Origin of the sequence: Halomonas alimentaria, assembly GCF_009902005.1 — a bacterium.
Lineage (GTDB): Bacteria > Pseudomonadota > Gammaproteobacteria > Pseudomonadales > Halomonadaceae > Halomonas > Halomonas alimentaria.
In genome coordinates this window covers 1,961,624-1,979,487 of the sequence record NZ_WUTT01000001.1, presented here as the reverse complement: position 1 = coordinate 1,979,487, position 17,864 = coordinate 1,961,624, and the positions used below count along the sequence as shown (strand labels likewise).

At 69.5% G+C, this 17,864-nt stretch carries 17 protein-coding genes; 10 read left to right on the top strand and 7 right to left on the bottom strand.

Annotated features, from left to right (window positions below; genetic code table 11):
• Positions 1-31: 31 nt before the first annotated feature.
• Positions 32-439, bottom strand: a complete 408-nt coding sequence (locus tag GRB96_RS09365) for an acyl-CoA thioesterase (protein ID WP_161431894.1) — start codon at positions 437-439, stop codon at positions 32-34.
• A gap of 193 nt (positions 440-632) precedes the next feature.
• Here GRB96_RS09365 and GRB96_RS09360 point away from each other — a divergent pair, with 193 nt between their 5' ends.
• The 6 genes from GRB96_RS09360 (at position 633) to cysZ (ending at position 6,799) form a co-directional block, all read left to right on the top strand.
• Positions 633-1,556 carry a PstS family phosphate ABC transporter substrate-binding protein gene (locus GRB96_RS09360; protein WP_161431893.1) on the top strand — a complete coding sequence of 308 codons (924 nt, stop codon included), beginning with the start codon at positions 633-635 and terminating at the stop codon, positions 1,554-1,556.
• A gap of 74 nt (positions 1,557-1,630) precedes the next feature.
• Positions 1,631-2,845: an ABC transporter permease subunit gene (locus tag GRB96_RS09355; protein ID WP_161431892.1), complete on the top strand. Its 1,215-nt coding sequence runs from the start codon at positions 1,631-1,633 to the stop codon at positions 2,843-2,845.
• A complete protein-coding gene (pstA, locus tag GRB96_RS09350) occupies positions 2,842-4,386 on the top strand; it encodes a phosphate ABC transporter permease PstA (protein ID WP_161431891.1) in 1,545 nt (514 codons plus the stop codon). Before GRB96_RS09355 ends, pstA begins: the two co-directional genes overlap by 4 nt.
• A gap of 65 nt (positions 4,387-4,451) precedes the next feature.
• Positions 4,452-5,225, top strand: a complete 774-nt coding sequence (pstB, locus tag GRB96_RS09345) for a phosphate ABC transporter ATP-binding protein PstB (RefSeq protein WP_338074053.1) — start codon at positions 4,452-4,454, stop codon at positions 5,223-5,225.
• 25 nt (positions 5,226-5,250) lie between these two features.
• On the top strand, positions 5,251-5,979 hold the full coding sequence (gene phoU / locus GRB96_RS09340) for a phosphate signaling complex protein PhoU (RefSeq protein WP_161431889.1): 729 nt from the start codon (positions 5,251-5,253) through the stop codon (positions 5,977-5,979).
• A 91-nt stretch (positions 5,980-6,070) separates the two neighbouring features.
• Positions 6,071-6,799, top strand: coding sequence for a sulfate transporter CysZ (gene cysZ, locus GRB96_RS09335; protein WP_161431888.1), 729 nt, complete (start codon positions 6,071-6,073; stop codon positions 6,797-6,799).
• Positions 6,800-6,803: 4 nt separating this feature from the next.
• Here cysZ and phoR read toward each other — a convergent pair whose 3' ends face one another.
• From phoR to GRB96_RS09315, 4 genes are all read right to left on the bottom strand, one after another.
• The gene (gene phoR / locus GRB96_RS09330) at positions 6,804-8,108 is read right to left on the bottom strand and encodes a phosphate regulon sensor histidine kinase PhoR (protein WP_161431887.1); all 1,305 of its coding nucleotides are present in this window, start codon (positions 8,106-8,108) and stop codon (positions 6,804-6,806) included.
• A 1-nt stretch (position 8,109) separates the two neighbouring features.
• A complete protein-coding gene (phoB, locus tag GRB96_RS09325; protein WP_161431886.1) occupies positions 8,110-8,799 on the bottom strand; it encodes a phosphate regulon transcriptional regulator PhoB in 690 nt (229 codons plus the stop codon).
• 75 nt (positions 8,800-8,874) lie between these two features.
• Positions 8,875-9,765 carry a 4-hydroxybenzoate octaprenyltransferase gene (gene ubiA, locus GRB96_RS09320; RefSeq protein WP_161431885.1) on the bottom strand — a complete coding sequence of 297 codons (891 nt, stop codon included), beginning with the start codon at positions 9,763-9,765 and terminating at the stop codon, positions 8,875-8,877.
• A 190-nt stretch (positions 9,766-9,955) separates the two neighbouring features.
• On the bottom strand, positions 9,956-10,432 hold the full coding sequence (locus GRB96_RS09315; protein ID WP_161433067.1) for a chorismate--pyruvate lyase family protein: 477 nt from the start codon (positions 10,430-10,432) through the stop codon (positions 9,956-9,958).
• A gap of 148 nt (positions 10,433-10,580) precedes the next feature.
• Between GRB96_RS09315 and GRB96_RS09310 the strand changes: the two genes are divergently transcribed.
• The 4 genes from GRB96_RS09310 to yccS all read left to right on the top strand — a co-directional run bounded on the left by GRB96_RS09310 (position 10,581) and on the right by yccS (position 14,765).
• Positions 10,581-11,741, top strand: coding sequence for an FAD-dependent oxidoreductase (locus tag GRB96_RS09310; RefSeq protein ID WP_161431884.1), 1,161 nt, complete (start codon positions 10,581-10,583; stop codon positions 11,739-11,741).
• A gap of 158 nt (positions 11,742-11,899) precedes the next feature.
• Positions 11,900-12,175: an HU family DNA-binding protein gene (locus GRB96_RS09305; protein ID WP_161431883.1), complete on the top strand. Its 276-nt coding sequence runs from the start codon at positions 11,900-11,902 to the stop codon at positions 12,173-12,175.
• Between the two features lie 87 nt (positions 12,176-12,262).
• On the top strand, positions 12,263-12,619 hold the full coding sequence (locus tag GRB96_RS09300; protein WP_161431882.1) for a hypothetical protein: 357 nt from the start codon (positions 12,263-12,265) through the stop codon (positions 12,617-12,619).
• Between the two features lie 22 nt (positions 12,620-12,641).
• Positions 12,642-14,765 carry a YccS family putative transporter gene (yccS, locus tag GRB96_RS09295; protein ID WP_161431881.1) on the top strand — a complete coding sequence of 708 codons (2,124 nt, stop codon included), beginning with the start codon at positions 12,642-12,644 and terminating at the stop codon, positions 14,763-14,765.
• Positions 14,766-14,790: 25 nt separating this feature from the next.
• On the opposite strand, the gene recG is transcribed toward yccS, so the two are convergent.
• Both recG and GRB96_RS09285 read right to left on the bottom strand, forming a co-directional pair.
• Positions 14,791-16,884, bottom strand: a complete 2,094-nt coding sequence (recG, locus tag GRB96_RS09290) for an ATP-dependent DNA helicase RecG (RefSeq protein ID WP_161431880.1) — start codon at positions 16,882-16,884, stop codon at positions 14,791-14,793.
• A complete protein-coding gene (locus GRB96_RS09285; protein ID WP_161431879.1) occupies positions 16,881-17,801 on the bottom strand; it encodes a hydrogen peroxide-inducible genes activator in 921 nt (306 codons plus the stop codon). The genes recG and GRB96_RS09285 overlap by 4 nt, the downstream gene beginning before the upstream one ends.
• Between the last annotated feature and the right edge of the window lie 63 nt (positions 17,802-17,864).

The window sequence follows — 17,864 nt, the reverse complement described above, 5'->3', positions numbered from 1 at the left end:
CCCCGCTGGTTTGTGATCGTGGCCGGCTGGATTATGTCTCGCGCCGCACCGCGCGGATGCGCCCCTTGTCATCCATGGCCACCATCACGAAGCGCGCCTCGGTGACCTTGTGAAGCTCGTCGGAGTTGCGTTCATGAGGTTGGCGGATCCACACCTCGACGTCGATCCTTATTGAGCTGTGGCCGATCTCCACCAGGCGGGTGAAGATGTTCACCATGGAACCGACCCGCACCGGGCACAGGAAGTCCATGGCCTCGATGGCCACGGTGGCGGTGCGGCCATTGGCCTCCCGGTCGGCGGCCAGCTCGGCGGCCTGATCCATGCGGGCGACCAGCCATCCGCCGGCGATATCGCCGTGGAGGTTGGTGTCCTGGCGACTGGCCAGCAGCTTGAGGGTGAGCTCGCCCCGCGGGCGGGGGCTGTCGTCGAGGTCTGTCATGAAGGTGTCATCATCCTGGCTTGTTATTGGGGGGCGAGACCGCGGCCCATGGTAAACCCAGCTCGGCTTGCCCTCCAGCCCCGTCCGACCCGTCGGGTGGGGTGGGGTATCATGGGCCGGGAGAGCAACGATCGGCGGAGGTAGCATGGCGGTAAAGGGCAGACCCAGGCGAGAGCACAGGCGAGGGCGCTGGATGGCGCTGCTGCTGGGCGGGCTGCTGACCCTGCTGGCGGTACGCCTGCCGGCGGATGACGTCGTCGGCCCCCTGGGTGCGGTGGGCTCGGATACCCTGGCGGGGCTGATGCTGCGCTGGGGCGAGCTGCTGACCGAGCGTCACCCGGGCCTGCGCCTGCAGCTCCAGGCCAGCGGTTCGGCCAGTGCCCCCGCGGCCCTGACGGCGGGCACCACGCGCCTGGGGCCCATGTCGCGCCCCATGAACGAGGTCGAACGCGAGGCCTTCAGCGAACGCCATGGCTACCCCCCCGTGGAGCTGGAGATCGCCCGCGATGCCCTGGCGGTCATCGTGCATCGCCACAATCCGCTGGCGAGCCTCACCCGGCGGGAGCTGGATGCCATCTTCTCCGAGTCGCGCCGCTGCGGTGCCGAGGAGAGCATCGAGCGCTGGTCGCAGCTGGGAGTCGAGCTGCCGGGCGATCGCATCGTGCTGCATGGGCGCAACGTCGCCTCGGGCACCCATGACCTGTTCCGCCTGCGGGCGCTGTGCGGTGGCAGCTATCGGGTGCATCTCAACGAGCACCCCGGCTCGGCGGCCGTGGTGGCCGCGGTGGCAGCCGAGCCCTCGGCCATCGGCTTCGCCGGTCTCAATCACCTGACCGCAGGCGTCAAGGCGCTGCCGCGTGGCGACGCCGCAGGTGAAGTCGCCGCCCCCACGCCGCAGGCGGTTCGGCGCGGCGACTATTCGCTGTCGCGTTCCCTCTATCTCTACCTGAACCTGCCCCCCGGCGGTGCGCTGCCGGCTCCGGAGCAAGCCTTCCTCGAACTGGTGTTCTCCCCGCTCGGCCAGGCGGTAGTCGAGGAGCAGGGCTTCGTCGTCCTGAGCGAGGAGCGGCTGGCCGAGCAGCGTGAATGGCTGGCCTCGCTGCCGCCTGCCGAATAGCAGTGTCACGCGATTGTCACCCCAGTGTCGTAAAGTGGTGCTCTCGCCCTTTTCCTCAACGCCCATGAGTGGCCATGAACGACCTACGCCCCCACCTCACCCTGCGCCTGCGCCGCCGCCGCGTTCGTGACCGCCTGGCGACCCTGCTGATCACCGCGGGGGGCGTTGGCGTGGTGGTCTCGGTGCTGGCCATCGGGGTATTCCTGGCCCTGGAAGTGGTGCCGCTGTTCCTGGGGGCAGATGCCCTGGATGCCCGAGAGCTGTGGCGTCCCCAGCCGGTGGAGGGATATGCCGAGCCCCAGTATCGCTGGCGGCCCGAACCGCTGGTTGAGGGGGATACCACCCACTTCGGCATGGCGCCGCTCGCCTGGGGCACCCTCAAGGCCGCGCTCTGGGCGATGCTGTTTGCGGTGCCCCTGGCGCTGGGCGCCGCCATTCATTCGGCGCTCTACATGCCGCGTCGCCTGCGCGCCCGGCTGAAGCCCACCCTGGAGCTGATGGAGGCGCTGCCCGGGGTGGTGATCGGTTTCGTCGCCGGCATGCTGCTGGCGCCCTGGGTGGAGCGTCATCTGGCCGCCGCCCTGCTGCTGCTGGTGATGATGCCCCTCGGGGCACTGCTGGCAGGAGGAGGCAGGGCACTGCTGCCGGTTCCCCTGAGGGAGCGTTTGCCCCTCGGCTGGGCGGGGCTGTGGCTGATGCCCTGGCTGGTGCTGGTAGGAATCGCCACCCTGTGGCTGGCCCCGCTGGCCGAGGCCACGCTGGTCGGCGGCGACCTGCGCGGCTGGCTCGCCACTACCCTGGGCCTCGACTATGCGGCGCGCAATGCCATGGTCGTTGGCCTGGCCATGGGCTTCGCGGTGATTCCCGGCATCTATGCCCTGGCCGAGGATGCCTTGGCCGGAGTGCCCGACAGCCTCGGCGAGGGGGCCCAGGCACTGGGGGCCACTCGCTGGCAGACGCTCTGGAAGGTGATGCTGCCCGCCGCGGCGCCGGGTATCTTCAGTGCGATCATGATCGGCGCCGGCCGTGCGGTGGGCGAGACCATGATCGTGCTGATGGCCAGCGGCAACACCGCCCTGATGAGCCTCAACCCGCTGGAGGGATTGCGCTCGCTGTCGGCCACCATCGCCATCGAGCTGCCCGAGGCCGCCGCCGGCGGTACCCACTATCGGCTGCTGTTCCTGGCGGCGTTGCTGCTGTTCGCCTTCACCTTCCTGGTCAATACACTCGCCGAGGGGGTACGCACCCGACTGCGTCGTCGCTACAGGCGCCTGGAGGGCGGCGCATGAGGAGCCTGTGGCACCGGCGAGGCGAAGGCCCCTGGCCCTGGCTGGCCGCCGGCAGCGTAGCGCTGTCGCTGCTGATGCTGCTGTCACTGCTGTTGCTGCTGGCCGTCCGTGGCCTGGGCCACTTCTGGCCTGCCGAGGTGGTCCTGGTGACACCCCAGGATGGCCAGCCCTTCGCCGGGGTGGCGGTGCGCGAGGAGCGGATTCCCGGCGAGGAGACGCGTGAGCGGCTCTATTTTACCGGCAACCGCGACCTGGACGGCGATCGCTGGCGCTGGGTCGAGGTGAGTGCCATCGCCGATATCCGCCACCCCGCCGAACTGGTGGTGCTGCAGCGCAGCCGTTGGGGCGAGTTCCTCGGTCGACTGGTTGCCCTCGAAGGCAACGGCGAGCGCCACACCGGCGAAGCCGCCTGGCCCGCCCTGCAGGCGCGACTGGCCGAGCTCGATACCCTGCGCGACGAGCGCGATCGGCTGCGCGACGACGTGGTGGTACCCCTGGTCCGTCGCCTCGAGCATGCCGATGGCAGCGGCGACGCCGAGTCCCGTGCGGCGCTGACCCGGGCCAATGGGCGGATCCGTGAGCTCCAGTCGGCCATGGGCGGTGATACCCTGATAGTGGAGAGCATCGACGGGCGTCGTGTCGAGCAGCCGCTGGATCTCGTGCTGCGTGCCTGGCGCCCCAATGCCATGTCGCCGTTAGACAAGCTCGGCGCCTGGGCAGGGGGCGTATGGCGCTTCCTCTCCGAGGGGCCGCGGGCCGCCAACAGCGCCGGCGGGGTATGGCCGGCGATCTTCGGCACCGTGCTGATGGTGCTGCTGATGTCGCTGGTGGTGACTCCCTTCGGGGTGCTGGCGGGGATCTACCTGAACGAGGTGGCCCATCAGGGGCCTCTCACCCGGCTGGTGCGCATCGGGGTGCGCAACCTGGCCGGGGTACCCGCCATCGTCTACGGGGTGTTCGGGCTCGGGGTGTTCGTCTATGGCATCGGCGGCACCCTGGACGAGTGGTTCTTCGACGACCGCCTGCCGTCGCCCACCTTCGGCACCGGGGGGCTGCTGTGGGCCTCCCTGACCCTCGCCCTGCTGACCCTGCCGGTGGTGATCGTGGCCACCGAGGAGGGGCTGGCCCGGGTGCCCGACCACCAGCGGGAGGGCGCCCTGGCCCTGGGCGCCACGCGCATGGAGATGCTCACCCGGGTGGTGCTGCCGATGACCCTGCCCGCCATGCTGACCGGGATGATCCTGGCCGTGGCCCGGGCCGCCGGCGAGGTGGCGCCGCTGATGCTGGTGGGGGTGGCCAAGCTGGCACCCCAGGTGCCGGTGGACGGCGACTTTCCCTTCCTGCATCTTGAGCGCAAGTTCATGCATCTGGGCTACCACATCTATGACGCGGCCTTCCACGGCGATGACGTCCAGGCCGCCATGCCGCTGGTCTTCGCCACGGCGTTGCTGCTGGTGCTGGTGATCCTGGTGCTTAACCTGACTGCAATATTCCTGCGTCATCATCTGAGGGCGCGTCATGGGGCGCCGTCGCGCTGGTAGCGCCGGCCCCAGGGAGAGCCTGTTTCGTGTCCGTTTTCACCTCGTCATCCGCCGCCGGCGGGCCGATCATCGATTTCGCGGCCGCCGAGAGCAGCCTGGAGATCGCTGGCCTGAGTCTCGCCTATGGCGAGAAGCCGGCGCTGCGCGATCTCACGCTGCGTATTCCGCGGCATCGGGTGACGGCCTTCATCGGGCCGTCGGGCTGCGGCAAGTCGACCCTGCTGCGCGCCCTCAATCGGCTCCACGACCTCAACGAGGAGGTGGTGCGGCGCGGCGAGATCCGTCTCGAAGGGCAGGATATCCACGCCCCTCAGGTGGACGTGGCGGAGTTGCGGCGTCGGGTGGGCATGGTGTTCCAGGCACCCAACCCCTTCCCCATGTCGATCTATGACAACGTGGCCTTCGGTCTGCGCCTGCAGGGCGGCATGCGCAAGCGCGAGATGGACGATACGGTCGAGTGGGCCCTGCAGTCGGCGGCGCTGTGGGAGGAGGTAAAGGATCGCCTGCGCGCCTCGGCGTGGACCCTCTCCGGCGGCCAGCAGCAGCGCCTGGTCATCGCCCGTACCCTGGCCGTGCAGCCCGAGGTGCTGCTGCTCGACGAGCCGGCCTCGGCCCTGGATCCGATCTCGACCCTGAAGATCGAGGAACTGATCCGCAACCTGAAGTCGCGGCTCAGCCTGGTACTGGTCACCCACAACATGCAGCAGGCGGCGCGGGTCTCCGACTACACCGCCTTCCTGCAGCAGGGCGAACTGGTGGAGTACGGCCCCACCCGGACGCTGTTCACCAATCCGCGCCTGCGGCGCACCGAGAACTACATCACCGGGCGCATGACCTGAATGGTCCGGCCCCAAGGAGAGTCCCATGGACATCAGCAGCGATATCCACAGCCAGCATATTTCCCGGCAGTTCAACCAGGAGCTCGAGGAGCTCAAGACCCACCTGATGGCGATGGGGGGGCTGGTCGAGAAGCAGGTTCAGGACGCCGTCACTGCCCTGCTCGAGGGCGATTCCGCGCTGGGCCGCCAGGTGGTCGAGAATGACCGCGCGGTCAACGACATGCAGATCAAGATCGACGCGGAGTGCACCCAGGTGCTGGCGCGCCGCCAGCCCACCGCCTCCGACCTGCGCCTGGTGCTGGCGGTGATCCGTGCCGGCTCCGACCTGGAGCGCATCGGCGACGAGGCGAGCAAGATCGCTCGCAACGCCTGTGAGCTGATCGACGGCGACAACGGCAGCCGCGGTTTCGTCGAGGTTCGCATGATCAGCGAGCATGTGCGGCGCATGGTGCGTGACGCCCTGACCTCCTTTGCCCGCTTCGACACCGAGCTGGCGCTCAAGCTGGTCCACGAGGATGAGCAGGTTGACAACGAGTACCAGAGCGCCATGCGTTCGCTGATGACCTTCATGATGGAGGATGCGCGCTCGATCTCGCCGGTGCTCAGCCTGATGTGGATCCTGCGTGCCCTGGAGCGTATCGGTGACCACGCCAACAACCTGGCCGAGTACGTGGTCTACCTGGTCAAGGGCATGGACATCCGCCACACCGACCCCGAGGACCTCGACGCCGAGGCGATCTCGCGCAGGGATTGACCTCGGGCGGCGATTCATCGTCAATAGCGCAGGCCATCGCCACAGGGTGATGGCCTGCTTTCATTGGTCGTCGCTCTCGCAAGGAACTGCAATGCTTGATGCCTTCACGGCCCTGGCCCGTGGCACCCGTCTGGTCTACGGGGCCGGCCTGCGCCGCTACGTGTTTGCTCCCATCGTCGTGAACCTGCTGGTCTATGTCGCCATGCTGTGGTTCGTTCTGGCCAACTTCGGCAGCTGGCTGGATCACTGGATGGCCATGGTGCCCGGCTGGCTCGCCTGGCTGGAGTGGCTGATCTGGCCGCTGTTCGTGCTCAGCCTGGTGCTGGCGGTGTTCTTCACCTTCACCCTGGTGACCCATATCATCGCCGCGCCCTTCTACGGCTTCCTGGCCGAGAAGGTGGAGATCGCCGCCACCGGCAGGGCGCCCCTCGACGACCGTGGCCTGGCCAAGACCGCGGTGGATGCGCTGGGCCGCGAGATGGTCAAGCTCGCCTACATCCTGCCGCGCATGGCGGCGCTGTTCGTGATCAGCTGGATCCCGGTGGTCAACCTGGCAGCACCGCTGCTGTGGGCACTGTTCTCGGCCTGGATGATGGCGATCACCTACCTCGATTACCCCATGGACAACAACAAGGTGAGCTTCGCCGACATGCGGCGCCGCCTGAAGTCCCGCTGGTGGCCGACGCTGAGCTACGGTGGCGGGGTCACCCTGATTACCTGGCTGCCGCTGGCCAACCTCTTCCTGCTGCCCGGGGCGGTGGCTGCTGGGGTGCTGATGTGGGATGGCCACTATCGCGACCTGCCGGCGCGCCGCGGCTGAGGCGTCAGCCGGCGTGGGTGCCGGTTGCCAGCCGGGTGGCAGGGAAGACGCAGCGGAAGGTGGCCCCCTGGTGGGGCAGGGAATCGATCTCCAGGCGGGCATCATGGCGCAGCAGCACATGCTTGACGATGGCCAGGCCCAGGCCGGTACCGCCGGTGGCCGCGCTGCGCCCCTTGTCGACCCGGTAGAAGCGCTCGGTAAGGCGCGGGATATGCACCGGATCGATGCCCTCGCCGTCGTCGATCACCTCCAGGCAGGCGCCGTGGTCGGGGCCTGGGCGCCAGCTCAGGGTGACATGGCTGCCTTCGGGGGTATAGCGCACGGCGTTGAAGGCCAGGTTGGAGAGGGCGCTGCGGACCTCCTGCTCGCTGCCCGTCAGGGCCCGCGGCTCCTTGAGCTCCACCGTGATGACATGGCGCCCGCCGGAGAGCGCCTCGGCGTCGCGTCTGACGCTCTCCAGCAGTGCGGCCATGTCCAGTGGTACATGGTCGGCGCCGCCGCGGTCGATCTCCAGCCGCGACAGCAGCAGCAGGTCCTGGACCAGGTTCTGCATGCGCGTGGTCTGCTCCTGCATGCTGGCGAGGCCGCGCCCCAGGCGGGGGGGTAGCAGCTCGGCCTGGTCGGCATAGGTCTCCAGGTAGCCGGCGAGCACCGTGAGCGGCGTGCGCAGCTCATGGGAGACGTTGGCCACGAAGTCGCGGCGCATCTCCTCCAGGCGGTGCAGGCGGGTGATGTCGCGGGCCATCAGCAGGCGCTCGTCGTCGCCGTAGAGGGTGATCTGGAATTGCAGGATCATGCGCTCGTCGATGGGCGAGGGCAGGGTCAGGGGTTCGCGGTAGTCGCGACGGTGGAAGTAGTCGACGAAGCGTGGGTCGCGCAGCAGGTTGGTGATGTGGTGACCGCGATCCAGCGCCGCCTTCAGCCCCAGCATCTGCTCCGCAGCGCTGTTCCACCACTCCATGTCGCCATGGCGGTCGAGCATCACCACGCTGTCGCGCATCGCCTCGGAGGACTCCTGGATACGCCGCAGGGTGCTGAGCAGCCGCCCCTGGGTGATGCGCTGGCCCTTCTGATAGCGGTAGAGGCGGTCCATCAGGTCGCCCCACAGCCCCGCGGCCGAGGGCGGCTCCGCCTGGGTGTCATGGGTCAGCCAACGGTAGAGGCTGCGCAACTGATAGAGGTGGTAGCCGAGACACAGCGCGAGACCCAGGGCCAGGCCGACTCCCGGTGCACCCAGCGGCCAGCCGATCGCCAGGCCCAGGCCAGCCAGCAGAAGAAGACGCCACAGCTCGCGCTTCCAGAGCCTCACATCAGGCCTTGGCGGAGAACCGGTAGCCGGTGCCGCGCACCGTCTGTACCAGATGCTGGTGGCGCTCGCCCAGCGCCTTGCGCAGGCGGCGGATATGCACGTCGACGGTACGCTCCTCGACGTAGACGTTACCGCCCCACACCTGGTCCAGCAGCTGGCTGCGGGTGTAGGCGCGCTCCTGGTGGGTCATGAAGAACTGCAACAGGCGGTACTCGGTGGGACCCATCTCCAGCCCCTGGCCGTCGGCGCTGACCCGATGGCTGACCGGGTCGAGCAGCAGTCCCTCCACCTCCACCGGATCCTCGACGCCGCGCGGTGTGGCGCGGCGCAGCACGGCCTTGAGGCGCGCCACCAGCTCGCGGGGCGAGAAGGGCTTGGTGATGTAGTCATCGGCACCGGACTCGAGCCCCTGGATCTTGTTGTCCTCCTCGCCCTTGGCGGTGAGCATGATGATCGGAAGCTCGGCGGTGGTCTCCTCGCGCTTGAGGCGCCTCGCCAGCTCGATGCCGCTGGTGCCGGGCATCATCCAGTCGAGCAGCAGCAGGTCGGGCTGGTGATCCACCACCATGGCGTGGGCGGTCTGGGCGTTGTCCGCCTCGAGCACACGATAGTCGGCCATCTCCAGCGCCATCGCGATCATCTCGCGGATCGGCGCTTCATCGTCGACAATCAGTACGGTCTTGGCGGTCATCCTGAAGCCTCGGGTCAATGACGGGTCGATGTCGATTGCACCACGCCATTATGACACTGGAGTGACAGCACTGCCCTACTGGATGCCCGGCCACAGGCTCAGGGCGATGCCGGCGAACACCAGCAGCCCCGACCAGTAGTTATTGAGGAAGGCCCGGAAGCAGGGCTCGCGTTCGCGTTCGCGGATCAGCCAGTGCTGCCAGGCGAAGGTGGCGGCCATGGCCGCCAGGCCCAGCCAGAAGAAACCGCCCAGGTCGAGCCGTGCCCCGGCCCAGGCCAGAAGTGCCAGCGTCACCAGCTGCAGCAGGCCGATCATGAAGCGGTCGGCGCCGCCGAACAGCACCGCGGTGGACTTGATGCCGATCTTCAGGTCGTCGTCGCGGTCGACCATGGCGTACTGGGTGTCGTAGGCCACGGTCCATACCACATTGGCGGCGAACAGCAGCCACGCCTCGAAGGGCACCTGGCCGAGCACCGCGCCGAAGGCCATGGGGATCGCCCAGGAGAAGGCGGCCCCCAGGAAGAGCTGGGGCAGGTGGGTGTAGCGCTTCATGAAGGGGTAGATGAAGGCCAGGATCAGGCCGCCGATCGACAGCAGGACCGTGAACAGGTTGGTGAACAGCACCACCACGAAGGCCGCGAGCACCAGCAGCAGGAACAGCGCCTGGGCCTCGCCTTCGCTGATGCGGCCGGTGGCCAGGGGGCGATCCAGGGTCCGCTTGACGTGGCCGTCGAAGTGGCGGTCGGCGTAGTCGTTGACCACGCAGCCGGCGGCGCGCATCAGGTAGACGCCGGCGACGAAGATCAGCAGCAGGTGGCGCTCCGGCAGGCCCTCGGCGGCTACCCACAGCGCCCACAGGGTGGGCCACATCAGCAGCCAGGTGCCGATGGGGCGGTCGAGGCGCATCAGGCGCAGGAAGTCGGGTATCCGGGCCAGGCCCGTGGGGCGCATCAGGGAGCGGTCCATCTCTACCTCGCGGTGGGTTGTGGAGTGGGGGGATGCGCTGACTGGGCTGTTCCGGTGATACGCCTTCGAGCGGGGCCGGCCTTCCGGAGGCGCTGTGAACCCTTCCCTGGGCGCTACCGACGCCTTCCCTGGCGTAGGACCTCCTCTTCGGCGTATCCCCGGCGCCCCTGGGCATCGGGAATCCCAGAGCCTAGCGCGAAGGCAGGCCGAGGTCATCCGCCATGGCGTCGAGGAACCATTCCTGCACCAGCACGCGGAAGTCGCCGTGGCGAAACACCGAGCGGCGCCCCCAGGGCCCGCGGTCTGGGTGGAAGCCGGCAGGGGCGCGGGTCACCTCGATCTCTCCGCGCTCGAGGTCCGGCTGGCGGAACAGCCAGCTGCCCAGGGAGCGTTCGCCGAGATGCTCCAGGTCATGGGCGGGCAGCCCCTCAAGGGGGGCCACCGAACGCGCCACCACCCAGGGTGATTCGCCCAGGCACAGTGCGACCTCGCGCAGCCAGGCCTGGCGTCCCGGTGGCAGGGCGAGGGCCTGGGCCTCGTCGCGCCGCGGGGTTCCGGTACGCTGGTCGAGCAGCTGGACCTGGAAGGGGCGCGGCCGACCGGCCTCGGTGAGTCGCAGGGTCAGAGAATCTCGGGAGCCGACCCAGCGCCGCCAGGCGGGGCTCATGGCGGGCCGCGCCGCGGCCAGCGGCAGCCAGCGCACCGGACCGGGCAGGGCGTGACGTGTGGAATCGGGCACCACGGGCTCCGTGTCCATCCTTGGGGCCGGGTAGTGTACCATGCGCCACCATCCCCCTTCCTCGACGAGGAGACCCATGAGCGCCCCCTTGACCATCCTCGGCAGCGGCATGGCGGGTCTCGGCCTGTTGCGCCAGCTGCGCGCCCTTGACACCGAGCGACCGGTGACCCTGATCACCGCCGACAGCGGCGACGACTACTCCAAGCCGCTGCTCTCCACCGGCTTCGCCAAGGGGCTGCCGCCCGAGCGGCTTGCCGCCCGCAGCGCCCTGGCGATCGCCGAGTCCCTGAACGCGGTGGTGCGAACCCATACCCGGGTCGAGGCCATCGACACCCGGGCCCATACCCTGCGCATCGGCGAGGAGCGGCTGGACTACGGGGAGCTGGTGCTGGCCGCCGGGGCGGCACCGGTCACCCCCTTCGACGTGCCCGAGGCCCTGGCCGGACGGGTGATGACGGTCAACGACCTGGACGATTACCGCGCCTTCCACGCCGCAGTGAGCGACCTGGGCCGGCCGGCCCGGGTGGCCATCGTGGGTGCCGGCCTGGTGGGCTGCGAGTTCGCCAACGACCTGCTGGCCGGCGGCCACCGGGTGAGCCTGGTGGCACCGGAGGCCGCGCCGCTGCCGCGCCTGCTTCCCGAGCCGCTGGGGCGTGCGCTGGGCGAGGCCTTCCGGGATGCCGGCATGGGCCTGCACCTGGGCGCGGGTGTCGTGGGACTCCAGGCCGAGGGCGGCGATGCGTTGGTATGTCTCGAGGACGGCACTGCCGTGGTGGCCGACCTGATCCTGTTGGCCACCGGCCTGTCGCCCCGCACGGCGCTGGCCGAGGCGGCGGGCCTCGCGGTCAGCGCCGCGGGAATCCACACCGATCGGACCCTCGCCACCTCGGCGGCGGATGTCTATGCGCTGGGCGATGTGGCCTGCGTCGAGGGGGTCAACGCCATGTACGTGCAGCCGCTCCAGGCCTCCGCTCGGGCCCTGGCCCACACCCTGACCGGCACACCCACCCCGGTGCGCTACGGCGCCTGGCCGGTGCTGGTCAAGACGCCGCTGCTGCCGGTGGTGGCGCTGCCGCCCATGTGTGCCCCGGCACGCTGGCGGATCGAAGGGGAGGCGGGGGATCTCACTGCCCTGGCCGAGGCCGAGGACGGACGTTTGATCGGATTTGCGTTGACAGGCGCCTGCGTGCGTCGGAAAGTCGAACTGGCGCGGGCTGCGCCGGCGTTGCTAGGCTAGACCGGCGATGGCGACCCGTGGCGGTCGCCGCAGCGTACCTTTCGACGCCGTTCGCCCGTCGCCCGGTGACGTTACCGGGTGAACGGCGAGCGCCGTCTGCCATGACAACAACATCCCGTGCGATGCGCCGGGATCCAGTGCCACACCAGGAGGGTTGTATGCGTAAGCCAGAACTCGCGGCGGCGATTGCCGAGCGTGCCGACCTGTCGAAGGACAAGGCGAGCCAGGTCCTCAATGTCATCCTCGACGAGATCACCGGGAGTGTCTCCCAGGGACAGGATGTCTCACTGATCGGCTTCGGCACCTTTGCCGTGCGCGAGCGCGCCGCGCGCACCGGCAAGAACCCCCAGACCGGCCAGCCGCTGACCATTCCGGCCAGCAAGACGGTAGCCTTCAAGCCGGGCAAGGGGCTCAAGGACGCCGTGGCCAAGTAACTCCGGGAAGGTAACCCCGGGACGCCTGGCCAGGTTCCGGCGCCAGGCGTCTTCGTTTCCACCCTCCAGGGATCCGGTGGTGATGACATGAAGTTGAAACTGATGCTCTGGGTGCTGGGCTGGCTGCTCACCCGCGCCCTGCGTCGCAAGCCCCGCTTCCGCGAGCTGCTCGGCGAGATGCGCGGCCTCGACTGGGGGGTGGCCACCGAGGACCTCTCCATCGCCCGCCACTATCGCATGTCGCCCCGCGGCATCGAGCATGGCCGCGGCCTGCCCGTGGACCTCGACCTGGAGCTGCGCTTCGAGGACGCGGCCACCGCGCTCGAGGTGCTGCGCAAGCCGACCCAGCAGGTCTTCCTCGACGGCATGATGGATGGGCGCGTGCGCCTGGTCGGCGACGCCGCCGATCTCCAGCGTCTGCAGAAGCTGCTGCGCCACCTCTGACCGCGGGAGATCCGTGCCCGCCATGTCCCCCACCCTGGTCCTGCGCCGCTTCTGGACCCTCGAGCCTGCCGCTTACAGCCTGCGGGTCTTCATCGCCCTGGCCGGTATCACGCTGCTGTGCTGGTGGCGCGGCGACATGGCCAGCCTGATTCCGCTGTTCCTGGGTGCCATCGCCAGTGCCCTGGCCGAGACCGATGATGAGTGGTCCGGCCGGCTTGCCGCCCTGCTGGTCACCCTGGTCTGCTTTGCGCTGGCCTCCCTGGCGATGGAGCTGCTCTTCGCCCACCCCTGGCCCCTGGTGGTGACCCTGGGCCTGGCGGCCTTTGGCATGACCATGCTCGGCGCGGTCAGCCAGCGCTACGCGACCATCGCCAATGCCACCCTGATCCTGACCATCTACACCCTGATCAGCCTCGAGCAGCGCGGCAGCCCGGCGCTGGGCGAACTGTGGCGTGAGCCGGCGCTGCTGGTGGCGGGTGCCGCCTGGTATGGCGTGATCTCCGTGGCGTGGTGTGCGCTCTTCTCGCGTCAGCCGCTGCAGCTGGCCATGGCGAGGGTCTACCGCGAGCTGGCCCGCTACCTCGGACTCAAGGCAGCGCTCTTCGAGCCGTTGCGCGGGCTGGATGTGGAGGGTCGGCGCCTGGCGCTGGCGCGCCAGAACGGCCGGGTGGTGGAGGCCCTCAACGACGCCAAGGAGCGCCTCTTTCGTCGCCTGGAGGGGCAGCGCGCCTCGCCGCGGTTGGCGCGCTACCTGCGTCTCTACTTCATCGCCCAGGATATCCACGAGCGGGCCAGTTCCTCCCACTCCCCCTATGCCGAGCTGGCCGAGGCCTTCTTCCATCACGACGTGCTGTTCCGCGTCCAGCGGGTGCTCCAGGCCCAGGGCGAGGCGTGCCGGACCCTGGCCCGGGGCCTGCTGCTCAAGCGCTCCTTCGACCTGGCCCCCAGCGAGCAGGCACTGGTCGACCTGGAGGCCTCCCTGGTGCACCTGCGGGGGACGATATCCGACGAGAGCCAGCCGCTGCTGCCCCCCCTGGGGGCCGTGGCCGATAATCTGGCGACCCTGGAGCGAGCCCTGGCCGGCGCGCGCCATCCGGAGCTCGGCGAGGGGGACGATGATGCACTCCATGACCGCACCCCCCGGGGCCTGGGTGACGTGGTCGAACGCCTTCAGGCCCAGCTGACCCCGCGCTCGCCGGTGTTCCGTCACGCCGTGCGCCTGGCTGCCACCCTGGTCGCTGGCTATGCGGTCCTGCACCTGATCCATCCCACCCAGGGCTACTGGATCCTGCTGACCAGCCTGTTCGTCTGCCGGCCCAGCTTCGGCGCCACTCGGCGCTTCCTTTGGCAGCGCATCCTGGGCACGGTGCTGGGGCTGGTGGTGGGCTGGGCGCTGATCAGCCTGTTCCCGTCGCCGGCGCTCCAGGCGGGGATCGCGGTGGTCGCCGGGGTCGCGTTCTTCGCCCTGCGCGGGCGCCACTACACCCTGGCCACGGGGGCGATCACCCTGATGGTGCTGAGCTGCTTCAACCAGGTGGGGGATGGTTTCGGGCTGATCTGGCCGCGGCTGATGGATACCCTGCTGGGCGCCGGCATCGCCGGGCTTGCCGTGCTGACGATCCTGCCCGACTGGCAGGGCAGGCGGCTGCATCGTCAGGCAGCCGCCACCCTGGCGGCGGGGCGCGACTATCTGGCGGCGCTGGTCGAGCAGTATGCCAGCGGCAAGCGCGACGACCTGGCCTATCGCCTGGCTCGCCGCAATGCCCACAACGCCGATGCGGAGCTCGCCGCGATGCTGGCCAATGTGCAGCAGGAGCCAGGTCCCTTCCGCCGCGACGTCGACCGCGGGCTGCCCTTCCAGCTCCACGCCCACACCCTGCTCAACTATCTTTCCGCGCTGGGCGCCCATCGCGGCGAGAGTCGCGGCGTGACACCGGCGGAGAGTGCGCTGGCCGAGGCGGTCCTCGCCGAACTGGACGGCCTGGCCCGGGCGCTGGAGCGGCGGGAACCGATCGATCCGCATGCCTCCCTGGAGGTGAGCGAGGCGGCGCCGGACTCTCTGCTGGGGGCTCAGCTTGAGCTGATCGGTCATCAGCTGGCGCCGCTGCGGGAAGCCTCGGCAAGGCTGATCGAGGATCAGCCTTGACCGGGATCTTGCGGGCTTGCGACCGTCACACCTGTCCGTAGCGGCCGGCCTCTTCGCCCAGCCAGCGGCGAATCAGTGGCTGGCTGGCCTCGGGGTGGGTGGCCATCAGCGCCTCGGCCAGGGGGGCGACGCGGTCCAGCAGGTCGGCGTCGCGTTCCAGGTCGGCGATCTTCATCTGGGCAAGGCCCGTCTGGCGGGTGCCCAGAACTTCTCCGGGGCCGCGCAGCTCCAGGTCCTTCTCGGCGATGCGAAAGCCGTCGGTGGTCTCGCGCATCACCGCCAGGCGCTCCTTGGAGTGGGCGGAGAGCGGCGGATGGTAGAGCAGCACGCAGAAGCTGTTGGTGGCGCCGCGCCCGACCCGGCCGCGCAACTGGTGCAGCTGGGAGAGCCCCAGCCGCTCGGGGTTCTCGATGATCATCAGGCTGGCGTTGGGCACGTCGACCCCCACCTCGATCACCGTGGTGGCCACCAGCAGGTCCAGCTCCCCGGCCTTGAAGGCATCCATCACCTCCGCCTTCTCGGCGGCCTTCATGCGCCCGTGGACCAGGCCGATGGCGAGTTCCGGCAGTGCCTCGGTGAGTTCGTCCCGGGTCGCCTCGGCGGCCTGGCACTCCAGCACCTCGGACTCCTCGATCAGGGTGCAGACCCAGTAGGCCTGGCGTCCCTCGGTGCAGGCGTGGCGGATGCGCTCGACCACCTCGGGACGCCGCTCGTCGGGCATCGCCACGGTCTTCACCGGGGTGCGACCGGGGGGCAGTTCGTCGATCACCGAGACATCCAGGTCGGCGTAGGCGCTCATCGCCAGGGTGCGCGGGATGGGGGTGGCGGTCATCACCAGCTGGTGGGGCGTGAGGCCGCCGGCCTCGCCCTTCTCTCGCAGCGCCAAACGCTGGTGGACCCCGAAGCGATGTTGCTCGTCGACGATCGCCAGTCCCAGGCGCTGGAAGTGCACGTCGCCCTGGAAGAGCGCGTGGGTGCCCACCACCATGCGCGCGCGGCCGTCCTGGATAGCTGCCTTGGTGTCCAGGCGCGCCTTGCCCTTGAGCTTGCCGGCCAGCCACGCCACCTCGATGCCCAGGGGTGCGAACCAGGCCCTGAAGGCCCGGTAGTGCTGCTCGGCGAGTATCTCGGTTGGGGCCATCATGGCCGCCTGGCAGTCGCCGGCGATGGCGGAGAGTGCCGCCATGGCGGCCACCACCGTCTTGCCGGAGCCCACGTCGCCCTGCACCAGGCGCAGCATGGGCACCTCCCGGCCCAGGTCGGCGGCGATCTCGTCGAGCACTCGGCGCTGGGCGGCGGTCAGCGAGAAGGGCAGCTGGGTCAGGAAGCGCGCCTGCAGGCCACGCCCCGAGGGCAGGGCCGGGGCACCATCCTGCTGGATCTGCAGGCGTACCGCCTGCAGGCTGAGGCGGTGGGCGAGCAGCTCCTCCAGCGCCAGGCGGCGGGTGGCCGGGTGGCGGCCACTCGCCAGCTGCTCGGGGTCGACCTCCGGCGGTGGCTGGTGGAGCACGTGCAGGCAGCGGTGCAGCTCGGGCAGCCGGAAGCGTTGGCGCAGATCCTCGGTGATCCAGTCGGGGAGCGCTTCGGGGGCAGCGTCGAGGCGCGCCAGGGCCTGCTCGATCAGTGCCCGCAGCCGGGTCTGGTGCAGTCCCTCGGTGGCGGGGTAGATCGGGGTGAGGTGGTCTTCCACCGGCGGGGCATCGGCCTTGAGCAGGCGATACTCGGGGTGGTAGAGCTCGAGTCCGGTGGCACCGGCGCGGGCCTCGCCGAAGCCGCGTACCCAGGTGCCGGGCTGGAACTGCTGCTGCTGGGCCGGCGAGAAGTGGAAGAAGCGCAGGCTGAGTATGCCGCTGCCGTCCTTGAGGCGCACCAGCAGGCTGCGCCGGCGGCCGCGCACCACCTCGGCGGCCACCACCTCGCCCTCCACCACCGCCTCGTGGCCGGCGCGCAGGGTGCCGATGGGGGTGATGCGGGTGCGATCCTGGTAGCGCAGCGGCAGGTGGAAGAGCAGGTCGGCCACGCTGTCGATGCGCAGCCGGGAGAGTTTCTGGGCCAGCGCCTCGCCGACGCCCTTGAGCGAGGTGACCGGCGCGTCGAGAGCCGTCTGGTCGGCGCTCATGCCGAGGCGGGGTCGGCCTGGCGGCAGCGAGCGACGGCGTCGGTGATGGCGTCGATCGCCTTGGGCCGCGGGAAGCTGGCGCGCCAGGCGATGGCCACGGTGCGCGTCGGGGCGGGGGCCGCGAAGGGTACGCTGGCGAGCAGGCCACTCTCATAGTGGACGGTGCCGATGGCCGAGTGCGGCAGCACGGTGATACCGAGCTTGGAGGCCACCATATGGCGGATGGTCTCCAGCGAGCCGCCTTCGGCGGTCAGGGTGTTGTGGGGGCTGTTGAGCTTCTGGCTGATCGCCGGACAGGCCTCGAGGATCTGGTCTCGGAAGCAGTGGCCCTCTCCGAGCAGCAGCAGGCGCTCCTGGAGCAGCTCCTCCTTGTACACGCAGTCGCGGCCGGCCCAGGCGTGGTCCGCCGGCACCAGCACCTCGAACTCCTCCTCGTAGAGGGCCTTGGTAAGCACGTCGGTCTCGGTGAAGGGCAGGGCGACGATGATGGCGTCGAGCTCGCCGCTTCTCAGCTTGCGGCGCAGGTTGCCGGTGAAGCCCTCCTCGATATAGAGCGGCATCTGCGGGGCACTGCGCGCCAGTTCCGGCACCAGGTGGGGGAAGAGGTAGGGGCCGATGGTGTAGATGGCGCCGATGCGCAGGGGGCTCGCCAGCTGGTCGCGCCCCGCGGAGGCCAGCTCCTTGATCACGCTGGTCTGCTCCAGCACCCGCTGGGCCTGCTCGACGATCTTCTCGCCCAGCGGCGTGACCTGGACCGTGGACTTGGAACGCTCGAAGAGCGGCACGCCGAGCTCCTCCTCGAGCTTCTTCACCGCCACCGAGAGGGTCGGCTGGGAGACGAAGCAGCGTTCGGCGGCACGACCAAAGTGGCGTTCCTGTGCCAGTGTCACGATGTAGCGGAGTTCTGTTAGAGTCATCTGGGTTGCCTGGACGGCATCCTCGTGGATTTCCAATAGGGACTTTTTATCAGGGGGCGAGGC

Coding starts and splice junctions, on each gene's coding strand:
- GRB96_RS09365 (WP_161431894.1), bottom strand. CDS start 439: ATGACAGACCTCGACGACAGCCCCCGCCCGCGGGGCGAGCTCACCCTC.
- GRB96_RS09360 (WP_161431893.1), top strand. CDS start 633: ATGGCGCTGCTGCTGGGCGGGCTGCTGACCCTGCTGGCGGTACGCCTG.
- GRB96_RS09355 (WP_161431892.1), top strand. CDS start 1,631: ATGAACGACCTACGCCCCCACCTCACCCTGCGCCTGCGCCGCCGCCGC.
- pstA (WP_161431891.1), top strand. CDS start 2,842: ATGAGGAGCCTGTGGCACCGGCGAGGCGAAGGCCCCTGGCCCTGGCTG.
- phoU (WP_161431889.1), top strand. CDS start 5,251: ATGGACATCAGCAGCGATATCCACAGCCAGCATATTTCCCGGCAGTTC.
- cysZ (WP_161431888.1), top strand. CDS start 6,071: ATGCTTGATGCCTTCACGGCCCTGGCCCGTGGCACCCGTCTGGTCTAC.
- phoB (WP_161431886.1), bottom strand. CDS start 8,799: ATGACCGCCAAGACCGTACTGATTGTCGACGATGAAGCGCCGATCCGC.
- ubiA (WP_161431885.1), bottom strand. CDS start 9,765: ATGGACCGCTCCCTGATGCGCCCCACGGGCCTGGCCCGGATACCCGAC.
- GRB96_RS09315 (WP_161433067.1), bottom strand. CDS start 10,432: ATGAGCCCCGCCTGGCGGCGCTGGGTCGGCTCCCGAGATTCTCTGACC.
- GRB96_RS09310 (WP_161431884.1), top strand. CDS start 10,581: ATGAGCGCCCCCTTGACCATCCTCGGCAGCGGCATGGCGGGTCTCGGC.
- GRB96_RS09305 (WP_161431883.1), top strand. CDS start 11,900: ATGCGTAAGCCAGAACTCGCGGCGGCGATTGCCGAGCGTGCCGACCTG.
- GRB96_RS09300 (WP_161431882.1), top strand. CDS start 12,263: ATGAAGTTGAAACTGATGCTCTGGGTGCTGGGCTGGCTGCTCACCCGC.
- yccS (WP_161431881.1), top strand. CDS start 12,642: ATGTCCCCCACCCTGGTCCTGCGCCGCTTCTGGACCCTCGAGCCTGCC.
- recG (WP_161431880.1), bottom strand. CDS start 16,884: ATGAGCGCCGACCAGACGGCTCTCGACGCGCCGGTCACCTCGCTCAAG.
- GRB96_RS09285 (WP_161431879.1), bottom strand. CDS start 17,801: ATGACTCTAACAGAACTCCGCTACATCGTGACACTGGCACAGGAACGC.